General features: G+C 61.0%; 22 protein-coding genes. 10 read left to right on the forward strand and 12 right to left on the reverse strand.

Features of this window, described 5'->3' with window-relative positions:
• Positions 1-63: 63 nt before the first annotated feature.
• The 5 genes from IE111_RS13635 to IE111_RS13655 form a co-directional block, all read right to left on the reverse strand.
• Complete coding sequence (locus IE111_RS13635) at positions 64-744, reverse strand: DUF484 family protein (protein ID WP_189609606.1); 681 nt, start codon at positions 742-744, stop codon at positions 64-66.
• The gene (gene dapF / locus IE111_RS13640) at positions 741-1568 is read right to left on the reverse strand and encodes a diaminopimelate epimerase (RefSeq protein ID WP_189609608.1); all 828 of its coding nucleotides are present in this window, start codon (positions 1566-1568) and stop codon (positions 741-743) included. Before dapF ends, IE111_RS13635 begins: the two co-directional genes overlap by 4 nt.
• Before the next feature lie 7 nt (positions 1569-1575).
• A complete protein-coding gene (lysA, locus tag IE111_RS13645) occupies positions 1576-2838 on the reverse strand; it encodes a diaminopimelate decarboxylase (protein WP_189609610.1) in 1263 nt (420 codons plus the stop codon).
• Positions 2835-3008, reverse strand: a complete 174-nt coding sequence (lptM, locus tag IE111_RS13650; protein ID WP_229805358.1) for an LPS translocon maturation chaperone LptM — start codon at positions 3006-3008, stop codon at positions 2835-2837. Before lptM ends, lysA begins: the two co-directional genes overlap by 4 nt.
• Positions 3009-3087: 79 nt before the next feature.
• The gene (locus IE111_RS13655; RefSeq protein ID WP_189609612.1) at positions 3088-3864 is read right to left on the reverse strand and encodes a transporter substrate-binding domain-containing protein; all 777 of its coding nucleotides are present in this window, start codon (positions 3862-3864) and stop codon (positions 3088-3090) included.
• Between the two features lie 70 nt (positions 3865-3934).
• On the opposite strand from IE111_RS13655, the gene IE111_RS13660 reads away from it, so the two are divergent.
• Positions 3935-4498 (forward strand): acyloxyacyl hydrolase, encoded by a 564-nt coding sequence (locus IE111_RS13660; RefSeq protein WP_189609614.1) that lies wholly within the window; start codon positions 3935-3937, stop codon positions 4496-4498.
• Positions 4499-4547: 49 nt separating this feature from the next.
• Here the strand turns inward: IE111_RS13660 and IE111_RS13665 are convergent, their stop codons facing one another.
• From IE111_RS13665 to pyrE, 3 genes are all read right to left on the reverse strand, one after another.
• Positions 4548-5237, reverse strand: a complete 690-nt coding sequence (locus IE111_RS13665) for a TVP38/TMEM64 family protein (protein ID WP_189609617.1) — start codon at positions 5235-5237, stop codon at positions 4548-4550.
• Between the two features lie 105 nt (positions 5238-5342).
• On the reverse strand, positions 5343-5975 hold the full coding sequence (locus IE111_RS13670; protein WP_189609619.1) for a hypothetical protein: 633 nt from the start codon (positions 5973-5975) through the stop codon (positions 5343-5345).
• Between the two features lie 111 nt (positions 5976-6086).
• A complete protein-coding gene (gene pyrE, locus IE111_RS13675) occupies positions 6087-6773 on the reverse strand; it encodes an orotate phosphoribosyltransferase (RefSeq protein ID WP_444544501.1) in 687 nt (228 codons plus the stop codon).
• Between the two features lie 259 nt (positions 6774-7032).
• On the opposite strand from pyrE, the gene IE111_RS13680 reads away from it, so the two are divergent.
• Genes IE111_RS13680 through IE111_RS13690 form a run of 3 tightly spaced genes read left to right on the forward strand, consistent with a single transcriptional unit; the run spans position 7033 to position 9029 of the window.
• Positions 7033-7794 carry an exodeoxyribonuclease III gene (locus IE111_RS13680; RefSeq protein ID WP_189609621.1) on the forward strand — a complete coding sequence of 254 codons (762 nt, stop codon included), beginning with the start codon at positions 7033-7035 and terminating at the stop codon, positions 7792-7794.
• 17 nt (positions 7795-7811) lie between these two features.
• Positions 7812-8369 (forward strand): zf-TFIIB domain-containing protein, encoded by a 558-nt coding sequence (locus IE111_RS13685; RefSeq protein WP_189609622.1) that lies wholly within the window; start codon positions 7812-7814, stop codon positions 8367-8369.
• Between the two features lie 6 nt (positions 8370-8375).
• Positions 8376-9029, forward strand: coding sequence for a nucleoside/nucleotide kinase family protein (locus IE111_RS13690; protein ID WP_229805359.1), 654 nt, complete (start codon positions 8376-8378; stop codon positions 9027-9029).
• 58 nt (positions 9030-9087) lie between these two features.
• Here the strand turns inward: IE111_RS13690 and IE111_RS13695 are convergent, their stop codons facing one another.
• Entirely contained in the window at positions 9088-10794 is a 1707-nt protein-coding gene (locus IE111_RS13695; protein ID WP_229805360.1) for an extracellular catalytic domain type 1 short-chain-length polyhydroxyalkanoate depolymerase, read from the reverse strand.
• 249 nt (positions 10795-11043) lie between these two features.
• On the opposite strand from IE111_RS13695, the gene mntA reads away from it, so the two are divergent.
• Both mntA and hepT read left to right on the forward strand, forming a co-directional pair.
• A complete protein-coding gene (mntA, locus tag IE111_RS13700; protein WP_189609624.1) occupies positions 11044-11448 on the forward strand; it encodes a type VII toxin-antitoxin system MntA family adenylyltransferase antitoxin in 405 nt (134 codons plus the stop codon).
• Entirely contained in the window at positions 11438-11860 is a 423-nt protein-coding gene (gene hepT / locus IE111_RS13705) for a type VII toxin-antitoxin system HepT family RNase toxin (protein WP_189609626.1), read from the forward strand. Before mntA ends, hepT begins: the two co-directional genes overlap by 11 nt.
• Positions 11861-11915: 55 nt before the next feature.
• Here hepT and IE111_RS13710 read toward each other — a convergent pair whose 3' ends face one another.
• Positions 11916-13424, reverse strand: coding sequence for a YifB family Mg chelatase-like AAA ATPase (locus IE111_RS13710; protein WP_189609628.1), 1509 nt, complete (start codon positions 13422-13424; stop codon positions 11916-11918).
• Between the two features lie 165 nt (positions 13425-13589).
• On the opposite strand from IE111_RS13710, the gene IE111_RS13715 reads away from it, so the two are divergent.
• On the forward strand, positions 13590-14111 hold the full coding sequence (locus IE111_RS13715; RefSeq protein ID WP_189609630.1) for a hypothetical protein: 522 nt from the start codon (positions 13590-13592) through the stop codon (positions 14109-14111).
• On the opposite strand, the gene IE111_RS13720 is transcribed toward IE111_RS13715, so the two are convergent.
• Together IE111_RS13720 and IE111_RS13725 are read right to left on the reverse strand one after the other, a co-directional pair.
• Positions 14083-14751, reverse strand: a complete 669-nt coding sequence (locus tag IE111_RS13720; RefSeq protein ID WP_189609632.1) for an NAD(P)H-binding protein — start codon at positions 14749-14751, stop codon at positions 14083-14085. The genes IE111_RS13715 and IE111_RS13720 overlap by 29 nt on opposite strands.
• Positions 14748-17288, reverse strand: a complete 2541-nt coding sequence (locus IE111_RS13725; protein ID WP_189609634.1) for a bifunctional diguanylate cyclase/phosphodiesterase — start codon at positions 17286-17288, stop codon at positions 14748-14750. Before IE111_RS13725 ends, IE111_RS13720 begins: the two co-directional genes overlap by 4 nt.
• A gap of 153 nt (positions 17289-17441) precedes the next feature.
• Between IE111_RS13725 and IE111_RS13730 the strand changes: the two genes are divergently transcribed.
• The 3 genes from IE111_RS13730 to IE111_RS13740 all read left to right on the forward strand — a co-directional run bounded on the left by IE111_RS13730 (position 17442) and on the right by IE111_RS13740 (position 21544).
• Positions 17442-17765, forward strand: coding sequence for a GIY-YIG nuclease family protein (locus IE111_RS13730; RefSeq protein WP_229805361.1), 324 nt, complete (start codon positions 17442-17444; stop codon positions 17763-17765).
• 223 nt (positions 17766-17988) lie between these two features.
• Positions 17989-19554 carry a bifunctional UDP-sugar hydrolase/5'-nucleotidase UshA gene (ushA, locus tag IE111_RS13735; RefSeq protein WP_189609636.1) on the forward strand — a complete coding sequence of 522 codons (1566 nt, stop codon included), beginning with the start codon at positions 17989-17991 and terminating at the stop codon, positions 19552-19554.
• Positions 19555-19708: 154 nt separating this feature from the next.
• Entirely contained in the window at positions 19709-21544 is a 1836-nt protein-coding gene (locus IE111_RS13740) for a protein kinase domain-containing protein (RefSeq protein ID WP_189609638.1), read from the forward strand.
• Positions 21545-21676: the final 132 nt, after the last annotated feature.

Consider the following 21676-nt stretch of genomic DNA (forward strand, 5'->3'; position numbering starts at 1 on the left):
GTACGTCCATGTACGCGGGTGCCGATCACGAATGAGGTCGGATACCGGTCGGATCGGGGGCGGTCAGTCGTCGCCCATCCTGCCCAGCAGTTCACTGATGACGCTGGCCAGGTGGGTCAGAAACAGGGTGTCGGTGCCGCTGCGAAAATGTTCGGCCGAGTGGTGGCCCAGGGCCAGGAGCCCGTTGACCTCTCCGTGCCGTTCCAGCGGGGCCAGTGCGATGGATTGCACCGGCAGACCGGCGAACAGGAAGTTGCGCTCTTCCTCGTCGAAACCGCCACACAGCGCCTTGCGCTCATGCACCAGTTTCGGATAGTGACCGGCCAGGGTGTCGCGGTCGATCTGCAGCCAGGCGTCGCCATCCTGGTTGGGCCGGTCGCACAGGATGACCGTGGTTTCATGGACGTCGAAGTCCCGGACCAGGCCCTGTTGCAGTGTGGAGAGGAGGTCGTTGCAGCCGGCTTGCGACAAGAGGTCGAGCACCAGCCGCTGCAATTGCAGAAAGAGGCGGTCGTTGCGCTGGGCGACCTGGATGAAATGGTTCAATCGGTCGATCAACTGGCGGTTTTCCTGGCGCAGGATCTGGTTCTGCCGCTCCATCAGCGAGATGGCCTCGCCGGCATCGTGCCGCAGGTGTAGTTTTTTCAGCAGGTTCGGATGATCCTCGAAAAAACGCGGATGGCGGCGCAGATAGTGCGCGACAGCTTCGGGGCTCAGATCATTGTCGCTCAGTGTTTCCGTCACCCGACGACTCCTTCAAATACCGTTTCCACCGGCCCGGTCATCAGCACATTGCCTTCACCCGGCCACTCAATCAGCAGGGTACCACCTCGCAGGGCGATGTGAACACGGTCGTCGAACCAACCGTTGATGTGGCCGGCGACGATGGCCGCACAGGCACCGGTGCCGCAGGCCAGGGTTTCGCCGACGCCGCGCTCGAACACGCGCAACCGGGCGTGAGTGCGATCGACCACCTCAAGAAAACCGACGTTGACCCGTTGCGGGAAGCGTTCGTGTTCTTCCAGTTCCGGGCCCAGCGTCTCCACCGGGGCGGTGTCGACCGAGTCGACACGAATCACGCAGTGGGGGTTGCCCATGCTGACGGCGGCGACGTCCAGTTGGGTTCCGTCTTCGGTGGTCAGCGGGTAGAGCAGCGCGCGTTCGTCGGCCAGAAAAGGGATTTTCTCCGGTGCCAGGCGCGGCCGGCCCATGTCGACCGTGACCTGGCCGTCGTCCTGGATGATCAGCTCCAGGTCGCCGCCGGCGGTTTCGACGCATATGCGGTCGGCGTGGATCAGGTTGTGGTCGACCACGAAGCGGGCAAAGCAGCGGGCGCCGTTGCCGCAGTTTTCGACTTCGCTGCCATCGGCGTTGAAGATGCGGTAGCGGAAGTCACGGTCCGGTCGGGTCGGGGGTTCGACCAGCAACAGTTGATCGAAGCCGATGCCGAAGTGGCGGTCGGCCCAACGCTCGATGCGCTCCGGCGACAGCTCGACCGACTGGGTGACACCGTCGATGACCATGAAGTCGTTACCCAGGCCGTGCATTTTGGTGAACTTCAGACGCATCAAAGCCTCAAGAGAGTCGGGATTCGAGGGTAATCTGGTCGTCCAGGGTCTCGCGCCGGCGCACCACTTGAGAGCGGTTGCCGGCGACCATGACCTCGGCCGGCCGATTACGCGAATTATAGTTGGAGGCCATGACAAAGCCATAGGCCCCGGCGGACATGACGGCCAGCAGGTCGTCCGGCTTCAGGTTCAGCCGCCGTTCTTTCGCCAGGAAATCGCCGGTTTCGCAGATCGGCCCGACCAGGTCCCAGGCGGCTTCGGTGCCGTCTTCGTGGGGCCGGACCGCCTGCACGTCCATCCAGGCCTGGTACAACGCCGGACGGATCTGGTCGTTCATGCCGGCATCGAGAATGGCGAAGGCATGGTCGCCGTTGTACTTCAGGTATTCGACCCGGGTCAACAGGACGCCGGCATTGGCGACGATGCTGCGGCCGGGTTCCAGGATCAGTTCGAGATTGCGTTGTTTCAGGTGCGCGGCGACAGCCCGGACATAGGCGCGCACATCGGGTTCGACCTCACCCTCCTGGTAGCGCACGCCCAGGCCGCCGCCGATGTCGACGTGCTTGAGGCGGATGCCCTGGTCCGCCAGTTCGTCGACCAGCGCCAGTACCCGGTCGGTGGCGTCTTCGAACGGTTCGCTTTTCAGGATCTGGGAGCCGATGTGGAAGTCCACACCGACCACGGCGATGTGGGGCAGGCTGGCGGCGTGGCGGTAGACGCGCGGCGCCTCCTCGATGGCGATGCCGAACTTGTTCTGCTTCAGGCCGGTGGAGATGTAGGGGTGGGTCTGGGCGTCGACGTCCGGGTTCACCCGGATCGAGATGTTGGCGACCCGACCCATCTCGCCGGCGACCTGGTTCAGCCGCTCCAGCTCGCCTTCGGACTCGATGTTGAAACAGTGGATGCCGACGTCGAGCGCGCGGCGCATCTCGTCGGCCTGCTTGGCGACGCCGGAGAAGACCACCTTGGCCGGATCGCCTCCGGCGGCCAGAACGCGTTCCAGTTCACCCAGGCTGACGATGTCGAATCCCGCTCCACGCCGGGCCAGCGCATCGAGCACGGCCAGGTTGGAGTTGGCCTTGACCGCGTAGCAGATCAGCCCCGGGTGGTCGCCGAGGCCTTCCTTGTAGGCATCGAACTGCCGTTCGATGGCGGTTTGGGAATAGACATAGAGCGGCGTACCGTACTGCCGGGCCAGGTCGGCCAGGGGCAGGTCTTCGGCATGGAGTTGGCCCTGGCGGTATTCGAAAGTGGTTTGGGCGTCGGTCATGGGGTGATGCTGGCCTGATCGGTCGGGGTGAGTTGGGCGTCCTGGGGCTCGGGGGGCAGGTAGAGGTCGCCTTTTTGGCCACAGCCGGCCAGGCCGAGCAGCACAGTGGTCAGCAGGACGAGCCGGAACATTCGGCGTGAACGGTGCGTGGCGGGCGATCCCGGGTGCATGAGCGATCCAGACGGTTGGTCAAACGGAAAACAGCCATTGTACAGTCTGGCCGGGAGACTGTGGACCCTGTCACGGGTTTTATTCGACGGGCGCCAAGCCGAGCGCCGGATTCGCACCTCCGTCCTCGACGATCCCGTATCGGGCCAGGATGGCGCGGTAGTCTTCGGTTTGCTTGAATTCGGCCAATCGCTCGCTGAACCGCCGCGACAACGCCTCGAGGCCCGGTTTGTGGGCGAACACCAGGTAGACCGGCTCGACCGGGGCGATGGGCGGTGTCAGCAGGCGAAAGTCGCTCGCTTCGTCCATCTGCTGCAGCGTGAACAGCCCGACTCGATTGTTGATGGCGTAGTAATCGACTCGCCCGCGCGCCAGCAGCATGAAGCCTTGCCGGAAGGAGCCGACCTCGACCCGGTCGATCCCCGGGTGGGCGTCGAACGCGTCCGAATACTGGTAACCGCGGTTAACCGCGACGATCGCGTTGGTCAGTTCTTCGAGACCGGGGGCGCTCGTTCGATCACAATCGTGGCAAAACAGCGAACTGGTGCTGGTGCTGAGCGGTTCGTCCGGATAATAGAGCCAGGCGTGCCGGTCCGGACCATCGAACGCATCCAGAACGGCGTCGACTTCGCGGCTTTTGGCGTGCACCAGAGCGCGGCGCCAGGGCATCAATCTCAGTTGCAGATCGTAGCCGAGGTCGGCCAGCACGCGCCGGCTGACCTCGACATCGAAGCCGGGCAGGTCGCTTCGATCGGTCACGTAGGGCGGCCAGACCTCGGAAGCGACAATCAGGGGTTTGAGTTCCGCAGCCGGGAGCGATCCGGCCAGAAGAAGGATGAAGATCAGACGGTTCAGCATCGCTGGAGTATAGCAGTCAGAAGCGGGGTCGATATAATGCCCGCCTGTTTACACGGTATTCGAGGATGGGATGCGAGCGATTCTGGTAGTGGCCTTGCTGGCCGCGGCGACCGCCAACGCCGATGAACTGAAGATGTACAACCTGGCCGTGGGCACCTCGGTGGGCACTCTGCTGGCGGTGAACGCTTTCCACGCCAGCAGCGCGGGGTTCGACTACGCCTGGGATTCGGGCAAGGAACGCGGGCGGCTGTTGCTGCAATGGGATATACCGCTGGGCGCCCGGTTCGGGCCGGTGTCGGTGACCTCGGGGCTGGAACTGGGGCTGGGCCAGGCCACCTACCAGGGCGAAGAACAGCCCATGGCCAACCTGACGCCGCTGTTCGACTGGTCACTCCCGGTCGGGCCGGCCACGCTTGTGTTCGAGACCGGACTGGGGGCGGCCTACCTGACGTCCACCTCGCTGGGACCGGATGAATACAGCACTTACTGGCAATTCAGCCAGGTCATGGGGCTTGGGGCGCGTTACAAGGATTGGCAGGCGGGCTGGCGCTTCCAGCACATTTCCAACGGCAGTGTGCAAAAGCCGAACAACGGCCAGAATTGGTATGGGCTGGTGGTTAAGTACCATTATTGAGACAAGAGTAGGGCAGAAGTGTCGGACCACTTCTGCCCTACCTCTTCTTTTACACCGAGCCTTCAATTCCGCGCCGATGCTTGATCCACTCCAACCCCTTCCGGGCCACCAGCGGAAACAGCCCCAGCAACGCAAAGGACACCAGCAGACTTGGCGAGACAATCCCGCCCAGGCTGTCGATCTGCGCCAGCTGAGTACCCGCATTCACATAAACGGCGGTACCGGCGAGCATGCCGACCTGGCTGACCCAATAAAACGTCCAGGTCCTGATCGGGGTTAAACCCATAACGAGGTTGATGACGAAGAACGGGAAGAGCGGTACCAGGCGCAGCGAGAACAGATAAAACGCCCCGTCTCGTTCGATCCCCTCGTTGATGGCGGTCAATCGGTCATGAAACCGGCTTTGCACCCAGTCACCGAGCAGGAAACGGGCGACCAGAAAGGCGAGGGTGGCGCCGATGGAGCTGGCGAAGCTGACCAGGAGCAGGCCCTGCCACACACCAAAGACGGCGCCACCGGCCAGTGTCATCAGGGTGGCACCGGGCAGGGATAACGCAGTCACCAGGATGTAGATTAGCAGGTAACCGACCGCGAGCAGGCCAGGGTGCTCGGCGCGAAAAATGGCCAGCTCGGCCTGACGGGCTTTCAGTTGGTCCAGCGTCAGGTACTGGCCGAGATCGAACAGGAAGAAGGCGGCGATGGCGGCAGCGATGAGGCCGAGCAGAATCCAGCGTTGCATCTAGCGCACTCCGTCGCGGGTGTTGGGGGCGGTCGGTGTCATGGGGCGACTCTCTATCCGGTTGTCTGTGTGTCCCCTGATCCGACCGATCGGCCGCTGAAAAGTTCAGTCGTCGCGGTTTTCCGGTTCCACCCAGTCCTTGCCGGTGCGGCGTTCGTAGAGGATAACCATGCGGGCCCGGTCGCGCTGGAAGCGATCGCGCGCCTCTTCCTGGCGGGCTTCGACCTCGGCGATTTCGGACTGATAGCGTTCGATTTCCTCTTCGATCTGCGCCATGTCGGCCAGCAGGCCTTCATCGACGGCCTTGCCGGCGCGTTCCTGGTCCGCCGCCTTGGACTGCAACTGGTTGTACTCGGTGCGCAGGATGGCGATGCGGTTTTCCTTGAGCCGGATTTCCATGTCCAGCCGGCTGAGCCAGGTCTTCATCGCCCGGTCGACATCGATGGGCGAGCGATAGAGTTTGGTCAACTCGGCATCGCGCGCCTCCTGGTTGGCGATGCGTTCCTGTTCCTGGCGGCGACGGCGGATTTCCTCTTCGCTCAGTTGGGGAGCCACTTCCCTCAAGACCACGCCCTTCTCATTGAGAATCTCGTAACCGTTCTTGACGAATTCGGGCGGAATAGAGCTGTTGATGACGATTTGACCGTTCTCATCCTTGTAACGGAAAAACTGCTGGGCTTCGGCTGCCAGCGGCAGCACAGTCAGCATCAACGCAGTGGCGATTAGGTGTTTAAGCATGGGATCGGTCGGACTGCAGTGTATTTATTGAACAGGCATTGTGCCCTCAAAGGATAGTCCATGTCATCGGGTGAGGGCACGAAAGGTGAAGCAAGTCCGGTTAAAGTCCGGTTACGCGACACCGTACCGCTGTCGATAGGCTTGTACGGCGGGCAGGTGCTCGGCGAATTCCGGGCGGTCCCGCAGATAGGTGATCAATTGCCCGAAGGTGATGACCGGAATGATCGGGATGCCGTATTCCGCTTCAAGGTGCTGAATGGCCGATTGATCGCTGTCCGGGGCTTTCTCCTGTCGGTCCATGGCGACGACGGCGCCGGCCAGTTGGGCTTTGGGATGCTGGCCGAGGATGGCCTGCACTTCACGGATGGCCGTGCCGGCGGTGATGACGTCGTCCACGATCACGACCCGGCCTTCCATGTCGGCCCCGACCAGTTGGCCACCCTCGCCGTGGTCCTTGGCTTCCTTGCGGTTGAACGCATAGGGCACGCTGCGGCTGTGGTCCCGGTTCAGGGAGACCACTGTGGTGGTCGCCAGCGGAATGCCTTTGTAGGCCGGGCCGAACAACATGTCGAACTCGAGCCCGGAATCGACCAGCGCCTGGGCGTAATACCGGCCCAGGCGGTCCAGGGCCTCACCGGTGCGGAAGCGACCGGCGTTAAAGAAATAGGGGCTGTGGCGGCCGGACTTGAGGGTGAATTCCCCGAAGGCGAGCACGCCCTGGTCGATGGCGAAATCGATAAAGTCGCGCTGCCAGGCGCTCAGCGCTTCTGTACTGTCGTGGGAATGTGTACTATCCATGGAATTAAGCCCCCTCAAGTGGTAGTGGTTGGGGCCCGGCGGGCCTGGGCGCGCGAGTATAGCGGAAAGCGCCTCATGAATAAAAAAACGGCCGTGCGGTAAGTCACACAGCCCGACCGGATAATTGGTACGCATTAACAGACCCAATAGTGACCTGGGTCGAAAAACCTTTGTATGCCGCGCCGGATCGGCCTTTGTAGCCGTGACAGGGCGGTTATGCGCCGTTATCATACGCGCGCTTTTTGACTGGATAGACAGGATGAAAGTCGTCACCTTAAACTTAAACGGTATAGTTAACGCCTCCCAACGCGGTTTCCTCGAATGGCTGGAGAAACTGGACGCGGATGTCGTCTGCGTTCAGGAACTGCGCGCCAAAGAATATCAGCTGCCCGAGGTCTTCCTGGACGTGCCGGGTTGGAATGCCTTCTTCTTCGACGCCGAAGAAGACGGTTACTCAGGCACCGCCATCTACAGCCGGGCAATGCCCAAGGCCATAATTCGCGGCCTGGGCAACCCACAGTGGGATCTGGAAGGGCGCTTTATCCAGGCGGATTTCGACAACGTCAGCGTCGCCTCCCTGTCCGTGCCCCATGCTGTGACCGAGGACGAGATCGAGCACAAGCTGGCCTTTCTGGAGGTGCTGCAGCAGCACATGAAGAAAACGCGGCGCAAACGTCGCGACTTCATCTTCGCCGGCTCCTACCAGATCGCCCATCGCTCCATTGACCTGGGCAACTGGGAGAGCCACCAGCGCGAAGCCGGTTTTCTGCCGGAGGAACGCGCCTGGATGGACCAGATCACCGGCCCGATCGGCTGGGTCGACGCCTTCCGCCTGATGAACCGCAAGGATCGTCAGCACACCTGGTGGCCGTTCGACGAAGCCCAGGCCAACGGCATGCGCCTCGACTACCAGATGGTCACGCCGACCATCGCCGATTTCGTCATGGATGTGCAGATCCTGCGTGAACCCCGCATATCGCCGCACCTGGCGGTGGCCATCGAATACGACATCGAAATTTAGACACAAGGACTTTGAATATGGATTGCCCCAGCTGTCAGAGCGGTCAGTTAAAACCCAACTTCATCGACGACCAATTTCGGGCTCACCAGTGCACCAGCTGTGACGGGCACTGGATTCTGGTGGAAGACTACATTGCCTGGAAGGAAAACCATCCCGACTATGAGTTTGATAACACGGCGGATGGCCAATTGTTGGAAGCTGAGGAATCCAAACACGCGATGCTCTGCCCTCAAACCGGGGCATTGATGCAGAAATACAAGTTTTCGGCTGGCAGTCCGCATCGCCTGGACTACAGCCCGCATGTCGGCGGCATCTGGCTCGACAAGGGCGAGTGGGAACTGCTGAAGAAAGAGGGGCTGGCCGGATCCTTGAATGCCGTGGTTACCCGTCACTGGCAGAACCAAATCCGTCAGGACAGCGCCAAAGCCGCGTTCGAGGCGCTTTACCGGGACAAATTCGGCGAGGAAGCCTACCAAAAGGTCAAGGACATCCGGGAATGGTTGCACAACCAACCCAACAAGGCCGATCTGCGGGCTTACTTGCTGGCGGTGGATCCGTATTCTGCCGAGCGTTGATTCATTGTGCGTGAATCGACTCTGTTGACAGTCGCCAACGGTATCCTGTCGCTCAGTCCTGAGGATCGTCCGGCTCGTATTGCTGTCGACGGCGTCGACGGGGCGGGCAAAACCTGTTTTTCCAACGAACTGGCCGATATTTTGAAGAACCTGTCCGTCAGGCCGGTCATCCGCGCTTCCGTGGACGGATTTCATCACCCTCGCCACCATCGATATCAACAGGGAAAGTTCAGCCCGGAAGGATTCTATCGGGACTCCTACAATTATCAGGCACTGAAGCAGTCGCTGTTGGACCCGCTGTCCATCAATGGGGATCGACGTATTGTAACCGAGGTGTTTGATTGCGATGCGGATGTTCCGATCTCCGCGGACCCTGTGTCAGTGCCGGAGAACGCTCTTCTTTTGATCGATGGTATTTTCCTTCACCGAGAAACACTGATGGAATACTGGCACTGCTCCGTCTTTCTTCATGTCGATTTTGAGGTCTCGGTGCCGCGTGGAAATGCCCGGTTTGATTTGAATCCGGATCCCGACCATGCCTCGAATCGCCGGTATGTCGAAGGCCAACAACTGTACCTTGGCGAAGTGGCGCCCATGCAGAAGGCCACCTGGGTGGTCGATAATAACGACTTGACCCAGGCGCACATCGTTCAACGTTGAATCTCTCTGTTCTCAGATGACTGACCGGGGCTCGTCCCAAAGCCCCGGAAACTGAACTTCAGCTCGGGCATTGCCCCGCTTCAAAATACCCCTCGGACGTTTCGCTCACCCAGCTGTAAGTGCCGGATAAACCGCCCAGGTAATCATTTCCGCCGTCGGTGTAGTAGCCGCCCGAATAGTAGGCGCGACCGCCGTAGTCGTGGTTCATGTTGCTGTCGTACCAGTCCTGGCAGGTGAAACCGCCCGACGGGGGTTCGGTGCCCTGACAGGCTTCCGGTTGCTGGGCGAACCACTGCCCGGGTTCCCCTTCGGTCAGGGTAACCGAGGACCAGCTGTCCCAGGCGAAACCGATGTCGGCGTTGTCGCCCGTGGACAGCGCGCGCAGGTTGTAGTTGCCGCCGGCACTGGCGCGACTGTTGTTGATGTGCCCTTGTGGCGAGTCGGTCGATTCGACACAGGTTTCGGTCGGGGCATTCGGGTCGACGACGGTGACGACTCGGGTGGCCACCGTGGTGTGGTCGTCGGAGTCGGTGGCCGAGTAGGTGCAGTAATAGTCGCCGGCAGTGCCGGTATCGACGTCGCACTGGGCGGTCACACTGACGGTGCCGTCTTCGACATCGGTCGCGCTGGCGCCGGGGTCGGTGAAGGTGGAGCCCAGCGTGATCTCCATCGGGTTGTCCCCGGCCAGCGTGATCACCGGTTTATTGATGGCCGGCTCGGCGATGCGGCCGTGACGGTTGAAGAAATCCCAGATGATGTCCGGATAGACCGGCCCCTGACGCACGGCCCACTTGCCTTCGTTGCCGTCGGCACCACCGACCCAGTAGTGGCCGTGATCGGTGTCCTGGCTGTTGGCGGTGCTCAGCGGACCGTTGAAGAAAACCGTCTCGACGATCGAGCGGGTGCCGGTGGTGCCATCTTCGGTGAAACGTTGGTGCTGGCAGCCATAGTCCTGCTGGTAATAGGTGCAATTGGCCGTTGACGCCAGCGCTTCGGTCGGTGAATTGAAGTCGTCCGCGCCGAACACCCGCAAGTGGGCATCGCGGATATTGCGACCGGCGGGCTGGACGACGGTACAGTCATCCTCGTTCTGCAACACCATCATCGGTATAGCGTATTCGTTGTCCAGCTCCAGTTTCATGTCGCTGGCCACCCGGCTGACCGAGTGAAAGGTGGCGCTGCCCGGACACTGGCCACTGAGCGAGACCGAGGCGGCGTCTTCGCCATAGGGCAGACCCGACGCTGAAGCCGCGGCCGCCCAGTATTCGTTGTGCGCCACGGCCGCGACGACGGTCATGGCGCCACCGGATGACAAGCCGGTGATGTAGCGCCGGTTGGCGTCAATGTTGAACTGGCCTTCCACTTCGAGGGCGATCTGGTGCAGGTCTTCGACCTCGCCCCCGCCCTGGTGGCGGTGCTCCTCGAACCAGAATCCCCAGCAGTTTTCATTACGCAGTCCGTTGTAGGTGGTGATGAAGGGTGTGACCAGAATGAAACCGTACTCATCGGCGGCGGCTTTCATGCCCCAGTCGGCCAGAACATCCTCATGCGTCTGCTTGCAGCCATGAAGGGTCATAACCATCGGACGGGCGCCGGAAAATCCGTCCGGAACGTAAACACTGTATTGACGGGTTTCGGAACCCGCATAGCTTTGAGCCTGGAAGGTGTAATCGTGACGGGTGCCCGCCCAGGCCGTGGATGCCAGGCAGGCCGCGCCCACCAGAAGTCCGGTCAGCCAGCGGCCGACCATCATGCTGTGTCGCATAGGTGTATCCTCGTGATCTTGTTGTTGTTTTAACTGTGACCTGAATCAGCATTCAGGTTTGATCAGTATGGTCGGCTAAAAACTGATCAGCGCTCGGTCATTGGTAGGAGGGTCGCTGGCGTTGTGAACCCTGTCGCAGGACAAGCGCCGTATTTCGGAGGTTAATGGGCGTGAGTCGGTGGTCGGGTTTGGTAACCGGGTTCATTCCTGCATAGAATGACGGTTCAAACTCGCTTAAACAGAGTCCCCATGCCTCAGGTCTTTCATGACAGCGCCCTGGCCATACTGTCTCGGCAGTTCCCGAACCTATTGGCGGTTTACGCCTTCGGCAGCCGAATAACCGGCCAAGCCCGACCCGACAGTGACTGGGATCTGGCGATTCTGGTCGCCGGCTACGCCGACCCGTGGCAGTTGTTCGAGACCGCCGGAGTGCTGAGCGAACAGGCGCATTGCCCGGTGGATTTGCTTGACCTGAGGGCTGCGACGACGGTGATGCAATACCAGATCATTACCACAGCCGAGCGCTGGTGGGCACTGGATAGCCAGGCCGACACCTTCGAAGCCATGGTGCTCAGTGAAATGACGGAACTCAACACCGCACGGGCCGGTTTGCTGCGGGATATTCAACAAACCGGGAGTGTTCATGACCGATGATGTGATCTTGAACAAGGTGGCGACAATAGAACGTTGCGTTCAGCGTGCCCGCGAGGAATACGAAGCCGAACCGGAAACCTTTGCCACTAACTTCACCCGCCAGGATGCCGCCATCCTGAACATCCAGCGTGCCTGTGAAGCAGCGCTGGACATCGGCCACTACCTGATTCGTCGCGATAAGTTGGGCATACCTCAAGGTGCAAGGGATGTCTTTTCGTTATTGGAACGTGCCCAATGGATTGACAGCGGAATGTCCGAATCGCTCAAACGAATGGTCGGGTTCCGGAACATCGCCGTGCATGATTATCGGGCGCTGCAATTGCCGATCGTTACCACCATCATTGAAAAACATCTGGACGATTTTCTGGCCTTCGGTCGAGTCATGTTGAAGAACGCACCCAGCCGTGACTGAGGTGGTTCATATTGACCAGTCCGGCCTCGAGCCGCTTGCTTTGGATTTTGGCGGCTCAATAAGCGGACTGCCCTCCCAATAACTTTTCCAGCTGCCGGCAGTTGAGCGCTTCGATCAGCGCGGACTTGTCGATGGCGTCCTGGTCGCGCAGGTCCGCGACCGTCCGGGCGACCTTGAGAATGCGGTGGTAGGCGCGAGCGCTGAGACCCAGTCGATCGAGGGCGTTTTCCAGCAGCGCCCGTTCGGCGTCGCCGAGGCGCGTGGCCGCTTCCAGCCCTTTCCCGCCCAGGTCGGCGTTGGCGCACCCCTGGCGTGTCATTTGCCGGTTCCAGGCGGAGACAACCCGTTTTTGTACCTCGGCTGTGGTCTCTTCCTGGGTGGGGCGTGTCAGCATCTCGCGGGGCAGGGTCGGGACCTCGATGTGCAGGTCTATGCGGTCCAGAAAGGGGCCGGACAGACGGGAAATGTAGCGTTGCATCTGCTCGCGAGTATAGCGCTGCGAACGCGGGTCGTCCGGACTGTAACCGCCGGGGGTGGGGTTCATGGCCGCCACCAACTGGAAATTCGCCGGGAACTGGGTTTGCCGGGCCGCCCGAGAGATGTGGACCTCGCCGCTTTCCAGCGGTTCGCGCAGGACGTCGAGCACCGAGCGCGGGAATTCCGCCAATTCATCGAGAAACAAGACACCACGATGCGCCAGTGTGACTTCCCCGGGCCTGGGGATCGACCCCCCGCCGATCAGCGACACGCCCGAGGCGGTGTGGTGCGGTGAGCGAAACGGTCGACGTCCCCAATTCAATTGCATCCCGCAGATCGAGTGGACACTGGCGACTTCCAGCGCTTCCTGCTCATCGAGCGGTGGCAACAGGCCCGGCAGTCGCGAGGCGAGCAGGGTCTTACCGGTACCCGGAGGCCCGAAAAACAACAGGTTGTGCCTCCCGGCAGCGGCGATTTCCAGGGCTCGCTTGGCCGTCTGCTGGCCTTTGACATCGGCCAGTTCCGGCAAAGGGGTCGGAATGGTCGTGGGCTCGTATTCGGCCCGGGGCAGAGCGCGTTGACCGCGAAAATGGCTGGTCACCTGCAACAGATGCTCGGCATAGCGCACGTCGCTGTCACTGGCGAGGGCGGCTTCATTGGCGTTATCCAGACTGGTGACCAGGGTCCGCCCCGCGGCGGTGCAGGCGATGGCCGCCGGCAGCGCACCGGGACCGGCGCGCACATCCCCGCTGAGTGAGAGTTCACCGAGGAATTCATATTCCTCCAGACCGTCGCCCTTGATCTGGTCGCTGGCGACCAGGATGCCCAGCGCGATGGCCAGATCGAACTGGGCACCCTGCTTGGGCAAATCGGCCGGAGCCATATTGACGGTGATGCGACGGTCGGGAAAATCGAACTGGCTGTTGAGAATGGCGGAACGGACCCGGTCGCGGGCTTCCTTCACAGCGGTCTCGGGCAACCCGACCATGGTGAAACCCGGCAGTCCGTTGGATAAATGCACCTCGATGGTGACCTGAGGCGCGTCCATGCCGAGACGGGCCCGGCTGTAGAGCACGGCTAAGCTCATTGATCGTCCTTGTCTAGCGGTTGTATCCGGCGGACGCTACCGGATGCCGTGGGGTCGGGCAAGATAAACGGGCGGTAATTGTGATCGACCTCATAAAGGAGGCTGTGCGTTACGGGGTCTCCTCTTGGTATGATGACACCCGTTACAGTCACAGGAGTATCTTTCGTGGTATTCAGCCGTAAAGCTGTGTGGTCAGGCGTCGTATTGGTCGTTGTGCTATTGGGGAGCAGTGCCTGGGGTGTGGCCTGGTACCAGGCCAAGCAGGAACGGGAGGTGTTGGCTCCGCAACGATTGCTGGATCATCTGGCATCGGTTCGGGCCGGGCAGGCCGAGTTGATGGCGGAGCAGATTGCGATCGACGGGCTGAAGCCGGTGGAGATTGCGCGTATTCGGTCGGCATTGCGTGCGGATCTGGAGACGTCCGCGCACCCTGATCCGGAAGCGGCTGCGGAACGGTTGTTGTCCAGCGCCACAGCCCATCTGGACTCGGACGAAGGCACGGTGGCGGCGCTGGAGCGTTGGTTGCGTCGAAACGCCGAAACCGATTGGCAACCCTTGGATCAACAGCCTGACCGGTGGCTGGTGAGGGCCGGCGAGGCATGTCTGGAACTGATGTTTCAGAGCGATGAGCCCGAAGTGACGTGGCGCTGGGTCGCGGTCAGCGACTGTCCGGTCGAAACCGGCTGATCCGCTCCGATTCCCAGATATTGACGGCCGGTCCGCCCGGGCTGGCCGCCTGATGGACGAGTACGGCGGCCACCTGATCGGCCTCGACCGGTCGATAGCGCCGCAGTGGGCCGCTTAACAAAGGTTTCAGCAAGGCACCAACCACCATCCCCAGCCGTTCCCCGATGCGAAATTCACTACGCTCTCCGAGCAACAATGACGGGCGTACGATCGTCAGATGTTCGAAACCGAGCGATTGCAAGGCGTGCTCCGCCTCGCCTTTGGTGCGCAGGTAGAAGTTGCGGCTCGCCGCATCGGCGCCGAGACTGGAGACAAACAGGAAATGGCTTGCGCCAAGCGCCCGGGCCCATTGGGCCGTCCGCACCACGGTGTCCCGATCAACCTGTTGAAACGCGGCTTGAGAGCCGGCTTTGCGAATCGTCGTACCCAACGCACAGATGACGCTGTCACCGGTCAGATCGAGATCCTCGATGGCCGCCAGGTTGTCGAAATCCACCACTCGTATGCGGTGATGCGAATGCGGCTGGCCGCGCTCTCGACGGACCAACAGCCAGACCGGATCGAAATCCGGCTGGGTCAGACGGCGGGCGACTGCCTCGCCGATCATACCGGTGCTGCCTACCAATACGACGGCCGTCATCCGAAGATCTCCTCGCGTGCCAACCGGGTCTGGCAGAATTCGCCGACCGGCATGGGCTCGGCGAGGAAGAAACCCTGGAAGAGATCCACACCCATGGCGTGCAGGCTGTTGAGGATGGATTCGCTGTGGACGTGCTCGGCCACGGTGCGGATGTTCAGGTCCTGACAGAGCTGAACCACCCGCCGGACCAGGATGCGGTTGATGTCGCTGTCGTTCAGGTGGCGGATCAGGCTGCCATCGAGTTTGATCCAGTCCGGTTTCAGGTGCAGTACGCGTTCGAGGTTGGAGTAGGCGCTGCCGAAATCGTCGATGGCCAGTTTGCAACCCAGGCGCCGCAGCTCGTGCAGGGTGTAGGCAAAGCGGTCGAAATCCCGCAGGCCGTCGGACTCGACGATTTCCAGCGTCACCCGGTTGCCGTCGACGCCGGATTTCAGCCAGTATTTCAGTCGCTCGATCAGGTCGGTATTGCCGAGGTCGCGGGCGGTGAAGTTCAGCGTGAACCCGACCTTCTGATCTTTCAGCTGTCGAAAGGTCTCGTCGATCATCAGCATCGACAGCCGCGGGTAGAGCTGGGTCGGCTTGACCAGCTCCAGGAAGGCGCCCGGGGTGTAGATCTGATCGTCATGCCGCAGCCGCATCAGGGCTTCGACATGGTGGATATGACCGCGCCGGTCGAACAGAGGCTGGACGTACGGCAGGATGTCCCCGTTGCTGAGCGCGTTGCGTACCCGGCTGAGCCAGATCAGACCGTCGCGTTTGATCTGTTCGTTGCCCTTCAGGTCGACCGCCCGGGCGATCGGGAGCTGATGGCTGTAGGCGTGGCGACGGGCTTCGGAGGCTTTGATCAGCAGGTCTTCCGGGCTGTGCGACATGTCCGGCGGCAGCTCGTCCTGGTGGGCGGTGCCGGCGGTCAGCAGGATCGGCAGGACGTTTTGCACCAACCGGTCGCTGAACAGGTCGGACTGGCTCTGTAACCGCTCGGCCAATTGCTCCATACCCCGGAAAAAAGCCTGGTGACTGCAGGCATCCGGCGCGGCGATCAGGAATTCGTTGGGCGAACCCCGAAACACCAGGGCCGTGGTCGGCAGCAATTCGGTGATGTCGGTCTGAATGGCATAACTGAGGTTGCGCAACAACTGGTCGCCGACGGCGTAGCCGTACAGGTTGTTGATTTGCCGCAGGTTGTTCACCTTCAGACTGCACACCTGGACGATGGGCCAGGGGTCGGCATCGCGCAGGCTTTGCAGCAGGGCGACGCGGTTGGCAAGGCCGGTGACGTTGTCGGTCTCGTATTTGCGGAACAATTCTTTCGTCTTGCGACCGACCTCGGCTTCCAGATCCTGATTCACCTGGTCCAGATCCTTGACCGACTCCTGGATCAACCGGAACAGGCGGGACAGCGAGTGGCTGTGGTATTCCGGCATCGGCTTTTCCACCGCCGGGTCCTCGGCGATGGCCAGGGTGGTCAGGCTGTGCTGCAACGGCAAGGTGCGGCCCTGTTCGTGGTGGAACTCCCCGAAACAATAAGCGCCGCTGAGCGGCGCCACAGCTTGCAACGGCGTCAGTTCCTGTTCCGGGTTGTCGCAGTCGAGCGATGCCCGGGTGATGCAGTTGAACGCCAGGATCGCTTCCGGACGGTGCTTGCCGAGGTGGTGGGCGCCGCTGCAGACCTGCTCAAAGGTGATCGACGGGTGGCTGTACGCGAACCGGACCTGATCACCCTCAAGCAAGGGGGTGCTAACGACAAAGCCACCGTTTCCAGCCGGATCGGTCGGCATGCTCAGGATCTGGGCGTCGCCGGAAATGCGCATCAGTGGAAAATTGCGAAAATCTTCGGGCTCCAGTGGCTGGCCTTCGTTCAGGTAGCGGGCGTAGAGCTGTTGAATGGGGTGATGGTCCAGCTCGTACACGACATTGCCCACGGCCTTGGTGACGCTCCAGGTACGGCCGATCAGATGCCATTCGGCGTAAGCCTGGCTGTGTACGTCCAGGGTCGGGTTGGACAGCGTCACCGTCACCGCATGATGGGTGAGAATCTGACCGTCGGCATAGACCCAGCCTTCGGCGTAGCCGCGCATCCGGCCACCGGCGATGGTGATGTCCGGGCGGGTCCGGTTCACCCAACTGAACAGGTCGTGGTAATGAGAGCTCGGGTCGCTGGTAAAGGTGAGGGCGGCGCGGGTGTCCTGGCGAACGACCGGTTCATACAGGCGTTGCCCCAGTTCGAGCAGATTGGTGTCCCAGGGGATGTAGTTCAGCCGAAGTTGAGTGCGTTCAAAGGTCATGCATTGCACAACCACGGTATCGTTCATGATGCGTCCCTGGTCGACGACCAGGCCGCAGTATGCGCCAACCACGGTAGCCTGGGGCCACAAGGCGTCGAACCAGGGCAGGATGGGCTCCAGATCCTCGGCGGGACGGTTGGCGAATACCAGTATCAGAAGATGGGGGCTATCCTGAACGGAGCGCTGATAGGCCCCCAGTTGCTGCAAGCTGTCTTCAGCGTCCGGTTGAAACGTGAATGAATGAGTGCTCACAGCCATAAATGGGAGGAAAGTTGTGACGATGTTCACTAAGTCTAAGTTAAAGGCTCTGTTTAAGGAAACCTAGACATTTAGCATTTGCGAATAAAGTTGCATTCATGGGGGTTGAATCACTGTTCAACCCTGACGCCTGAAGTCCGCAAGTCAATGCGGTTATACTGGGACGCTGTTGAATCCCTGACTTGCCGGACCGCCATGCCACTGGACGACCCCGCCGTAAAATCCGATTGGTACGTTTATTTGGTGCGCTGCGCCGATGGGTCGCTCTATGCCGGTGTCACGACCGACCCGGAACGCCGGCTGCGCCAGCACAACGGCGAACTGGTCGGTGGCGCCCGCTATACCCGCGCGCGCCGACCGGTGCGACTGGTCTATCAGGAACGCTGCGCGGACCGCAGTGCCGCCTGTCAGCGCGAGGCGGAGATCAAATCCCTCAGTCGCCGGCAAAAACAATCCCTGTTGAAAACCTGACCTGTCACACGGTGTTCATGGATGAGCTATAGTCTCTCCGGGGCGAATCGGCACTCAACGGCACCCATTCTTGCATGGGACGACACACTGATCGCCCGTGTTGGCATTCGACGCCCCCGATCGGTTATTTAGTATTTCGGTTTTTTTACAAACCGGTTAAAGTGTTTGACCGAGAATTGACCAATAGGTCAACTCCCGTCGGAGAAACAAGGAGAACACAATAATGAAAAAGCTTTTGCCTGCCTCTGTGAGCCTGGCAGCGGTCGTTCTGGCCGGCTGCACCATGATGGGCCCGAAGTACGAGCCCGACACCGAATACCAACTGACCATCCTGCACACCAACGACCATCACGGGCGCTTCTGGCGCAATGATGACGGTGAGTACGGCATGGCCGCCCGTAAAACCCTGATCGACCGCATCCGTGCCGAAGTCGAATCCGAAGGCGGCAGCGTCATGCTGCTCTCCGGTGGCGACATCAACACCGGCGTGCCGGAGTCCGATCTGCAGGACGCCGAACCCGACTTCAAGGGCATGGCGATGCTGGACTACGACGCCATGGCTGTCGGCAACCACGAATTCGACAACCCGCGCGACGTGCTGATGCAGCAGGCCGAATGGGCCGGCTTCCCCTTCCTGTCCGCCAACATCGTGTACAAGGACAGCGGCAAGCACCTGTTCAAGCCCTATGAGATGTTCGATGTTCAGGAACACCGCATCGCCGTGGTCGGTTTCACCACCGAAGACACGGTCAAGATCGGTAACCCCGAGTACATGAGCGACCTGGACTTCCTGACCCCGTCCGATGTCGCCCAGGATCTGATTCCCGAGCTGGATGAGAAGTCCGACCTGGTCGTTGCCGTGACCCACATGGGCCACTACCAGAACGCCAACCACGGTGGCAACGCCCCGGGCGACGTCACCCTGGCACGCAGCGTCGACGGCATCGACATCATCGTCGGCGGCCACAGCCAGAACCCGCTGTTCGAGCCGGACGTGCAGAACGACACCCTGATCCTGCAAGCCTACGAGTGGGGCAAATACGTCGGCCGTCTGGACCTGACGCTGCGCAACGGCGAAATCGTCGACTACACCTACGATCTGATCCCGATCAACCTGCGCGGTGACGACGATCAGCTGATGCGTCCTGAAATCGCCCAGGATCTGGAAATGCTGGCCATGCTGTCGCCCTACCAGAAAGCCGGTGGCGAAGCGCTGGACACGGTCGTCGGTATGGCGAACGGTGACTTCATCGGCGATCGTGCCGTGGTTCGTAACGAACCGACCAACCTGGGTGTTCTGGTCGCCCGCGCCCAGCGCATGAAGACCAAAGCCGATGTGGCGGTCATGAACTCAGGCGGCATCCGCGCCGATCTGGAAGGCGGTGAAATCACCTACAAAGACGTTCTGACCGTACAGCCGTTCGGCAACATGGTGGCGTACGTCGACTTCACCGGCGAAGAGCTGATGAACTACCTGAACGTCGCCGCCTCCAAGCAGGCCGGCAGCGGTGCCTTCGCCCAGTTCGACGGCATCACCTTGCGCATCAGCGACGGTGCCGTCACGCGCGCCCGGATCGATGGCGAACCGATCGACCCGAACGGTACCTACCGCCTGGCGGTCAATGCCTTCATGGCGTCCGGCGGTGACGGCTATCCGAAGCTGACGGACCATCCGAACTTCGTGAATACCGGCTTCGTCGACGCCGACGTGATGGTTGAGTTCATCCAGAACAACAGCCCGCTCGACATCGACAACTTCGCGCCGGGTAGCGCCGTGGTGCGTAACTGATTCGTGGGTTGAATCGAGACGATTGATTGAGGGCCGCATACGCGGCCCTCTTTGTTTTTAGTCACCGGTTTCCTGTCCAGTGCCAAATGGCTTGGCATATCCCGGCAAAATTGACCAAACTAGAGGCAAACCAGCAACGGTTATCCCTCGAACCTTGGAACACAACCTCCAGCATTTCTACATCCCCGAAGAGCAGAGCATCTACCTGCTGTCCCACAAGGACGCGGCCAAGCTCAAAGCCTGGATCAAGCTCTGCATCCGCCAGCTCGAACGCCTGGGTTACCGGGAGATCGAACTGATCGGTAAGGGCGCCTTCGGTTTCGTCTTCGCGGGGCGAACCTCGGGCGGCACCGAACTGGTGTTCAAATTCTCGCGTATCAACCTGCCGCAGCATGTCCAGGACAAGCTCGAGGAAGAGAGCTATCTGCAGTCGTTGCTGAACCACCCGCAGATACCGCGTGTGATCGACTTTGTGCGCGTCGGCAAGCAGGCCATTCTGGTCATGACCCGAGCACCGGGTCTGGATCTGGACATCTACGGACTGCGCGAGGGGCGATTAAGCCCGCAGTTGATTCTCAAGCTGGCAGCCCAGTTGGCGGATATGCTGCACTACCTGCGCAATATGACCGACGGCAGCGGCCTGGCCCGACCAGTAGTGCATGGTGACATCAAGCCCAGCAACCTGGTGTTCGACCCCGACTCCGAGAGTGTGCAGTTGATCGACTGGGGTTCTTCGGTGTTCGCCCAACTGGATGCCAACCACCAGTTCATGTCGTCCAACGTGATGGACCTGATGTCCTCCGACTTGCAAAACACCAACGCCAAACTCGGCGACATCTACTTCATCGGCGACGAACAATTAAACGGCGGTTTATCCTCCCCCCGGTTCGACGAACAGGGCACGGCGGCGACGCTCTATGCGCTGGCGTCCGGTCAGGGCTGCCGCTTCGGACGCAAGGTGATCACACCCCAGTCGCTGGGCCTGCCGGTGGAATTCGCCCGTGTGCTGGCGGCGATGATGGACGACGACGCTGGCCTGCGTCTGCGCGCCGGCAATTATTTCCTCAAGCAAATGGACCGGATGCGGCACATCGTCGCGCTGAACACCGAAGGCGACCCGCACCCGATGATCCCGGTCTGGGTCAGTGAGCGTCATCGGGACATCGACACCGTTGTTTATTCGTCACGTAAGTCCTTCCTGCGTCAGCAAAGCCCGGACATGACGCTGATGGACGTCGAGGACGAACAGCTCGACAAGTATTACAAGAACTACCTGCAGGGCATGGGCGAGACCGAGAAAGCCTTCGTCGCCGCCGTCAGCCGGCTGGGTCGCTACCCGATCGTCGGCGGCCTGGCGGTGAAATGGCACAGCGACGGGGTGCGCATCGAGTCCGCCTTCAGCCTGCACGACCCGGCGATGAAGCGTTCTTTCCATCAGGCGGTCAACAACATGGTCAACCTGGCGCGCGGCGTGTACCGCCAGGGCACCTTCAAGGCTGTGATGTACAACGCCCGGGATACCATCCACCTCGACCGGCGCAGCCCGGATGAGCCCTTCACCGTGCCCAAACGGTTCGCCATTCCCTACCTGGTCACGCCCGTGCCCCAGGACGACAAGCCGGAACGGATGCACTCCTATTTCGAGGACGGTCGCGATCCGGACGAGCACCTGGTATTGCCTGACCGGATCATGAACGCCATCGAAGCGCTGGATAGGATCCACCACACCGGTTGCATCATCTTCGAGGTGTTGCCGCAGAACCTGAAAATTCACAACTATTACCGCTTGTTGGATGCCAGTCAGGAAGCGGAGTTCGAGGCGTTGCTGAACGAAATTCTGGCGGCCGTCGGCGAGATCCGCGGGCTCGGGATCTGCGGCTATATGAAATTGCCGTATAAGGATCCTCGGCATTTCGATCACATTGACCAGTTGCCGGAAAAATATTCGCCCCGGAATCCGCGCGGGGAAGGGGTTGTGGCGCGGGGGTGAGCGCGGCGGCCATCACGGGTTGGATATTCACCTCCCGTAGGGTGGGCACCGCCCACCATGGAATCGTCCCAACCACGGATATTTAATCGGAGCCAGTGTTGCGATACCGGTGGCGAGGCATTCTGCTTTCTC

Source organism: Saccharospirillum salsuginis (genome assembly GCF_014651855.1).
Lineage (GTDB): Bacteria > Pseudomonadota > Gammaproteobacteria > Pseudomonadales > Natronospirillaceae > Saccharospirillum > Saccharospirillum salsuginis.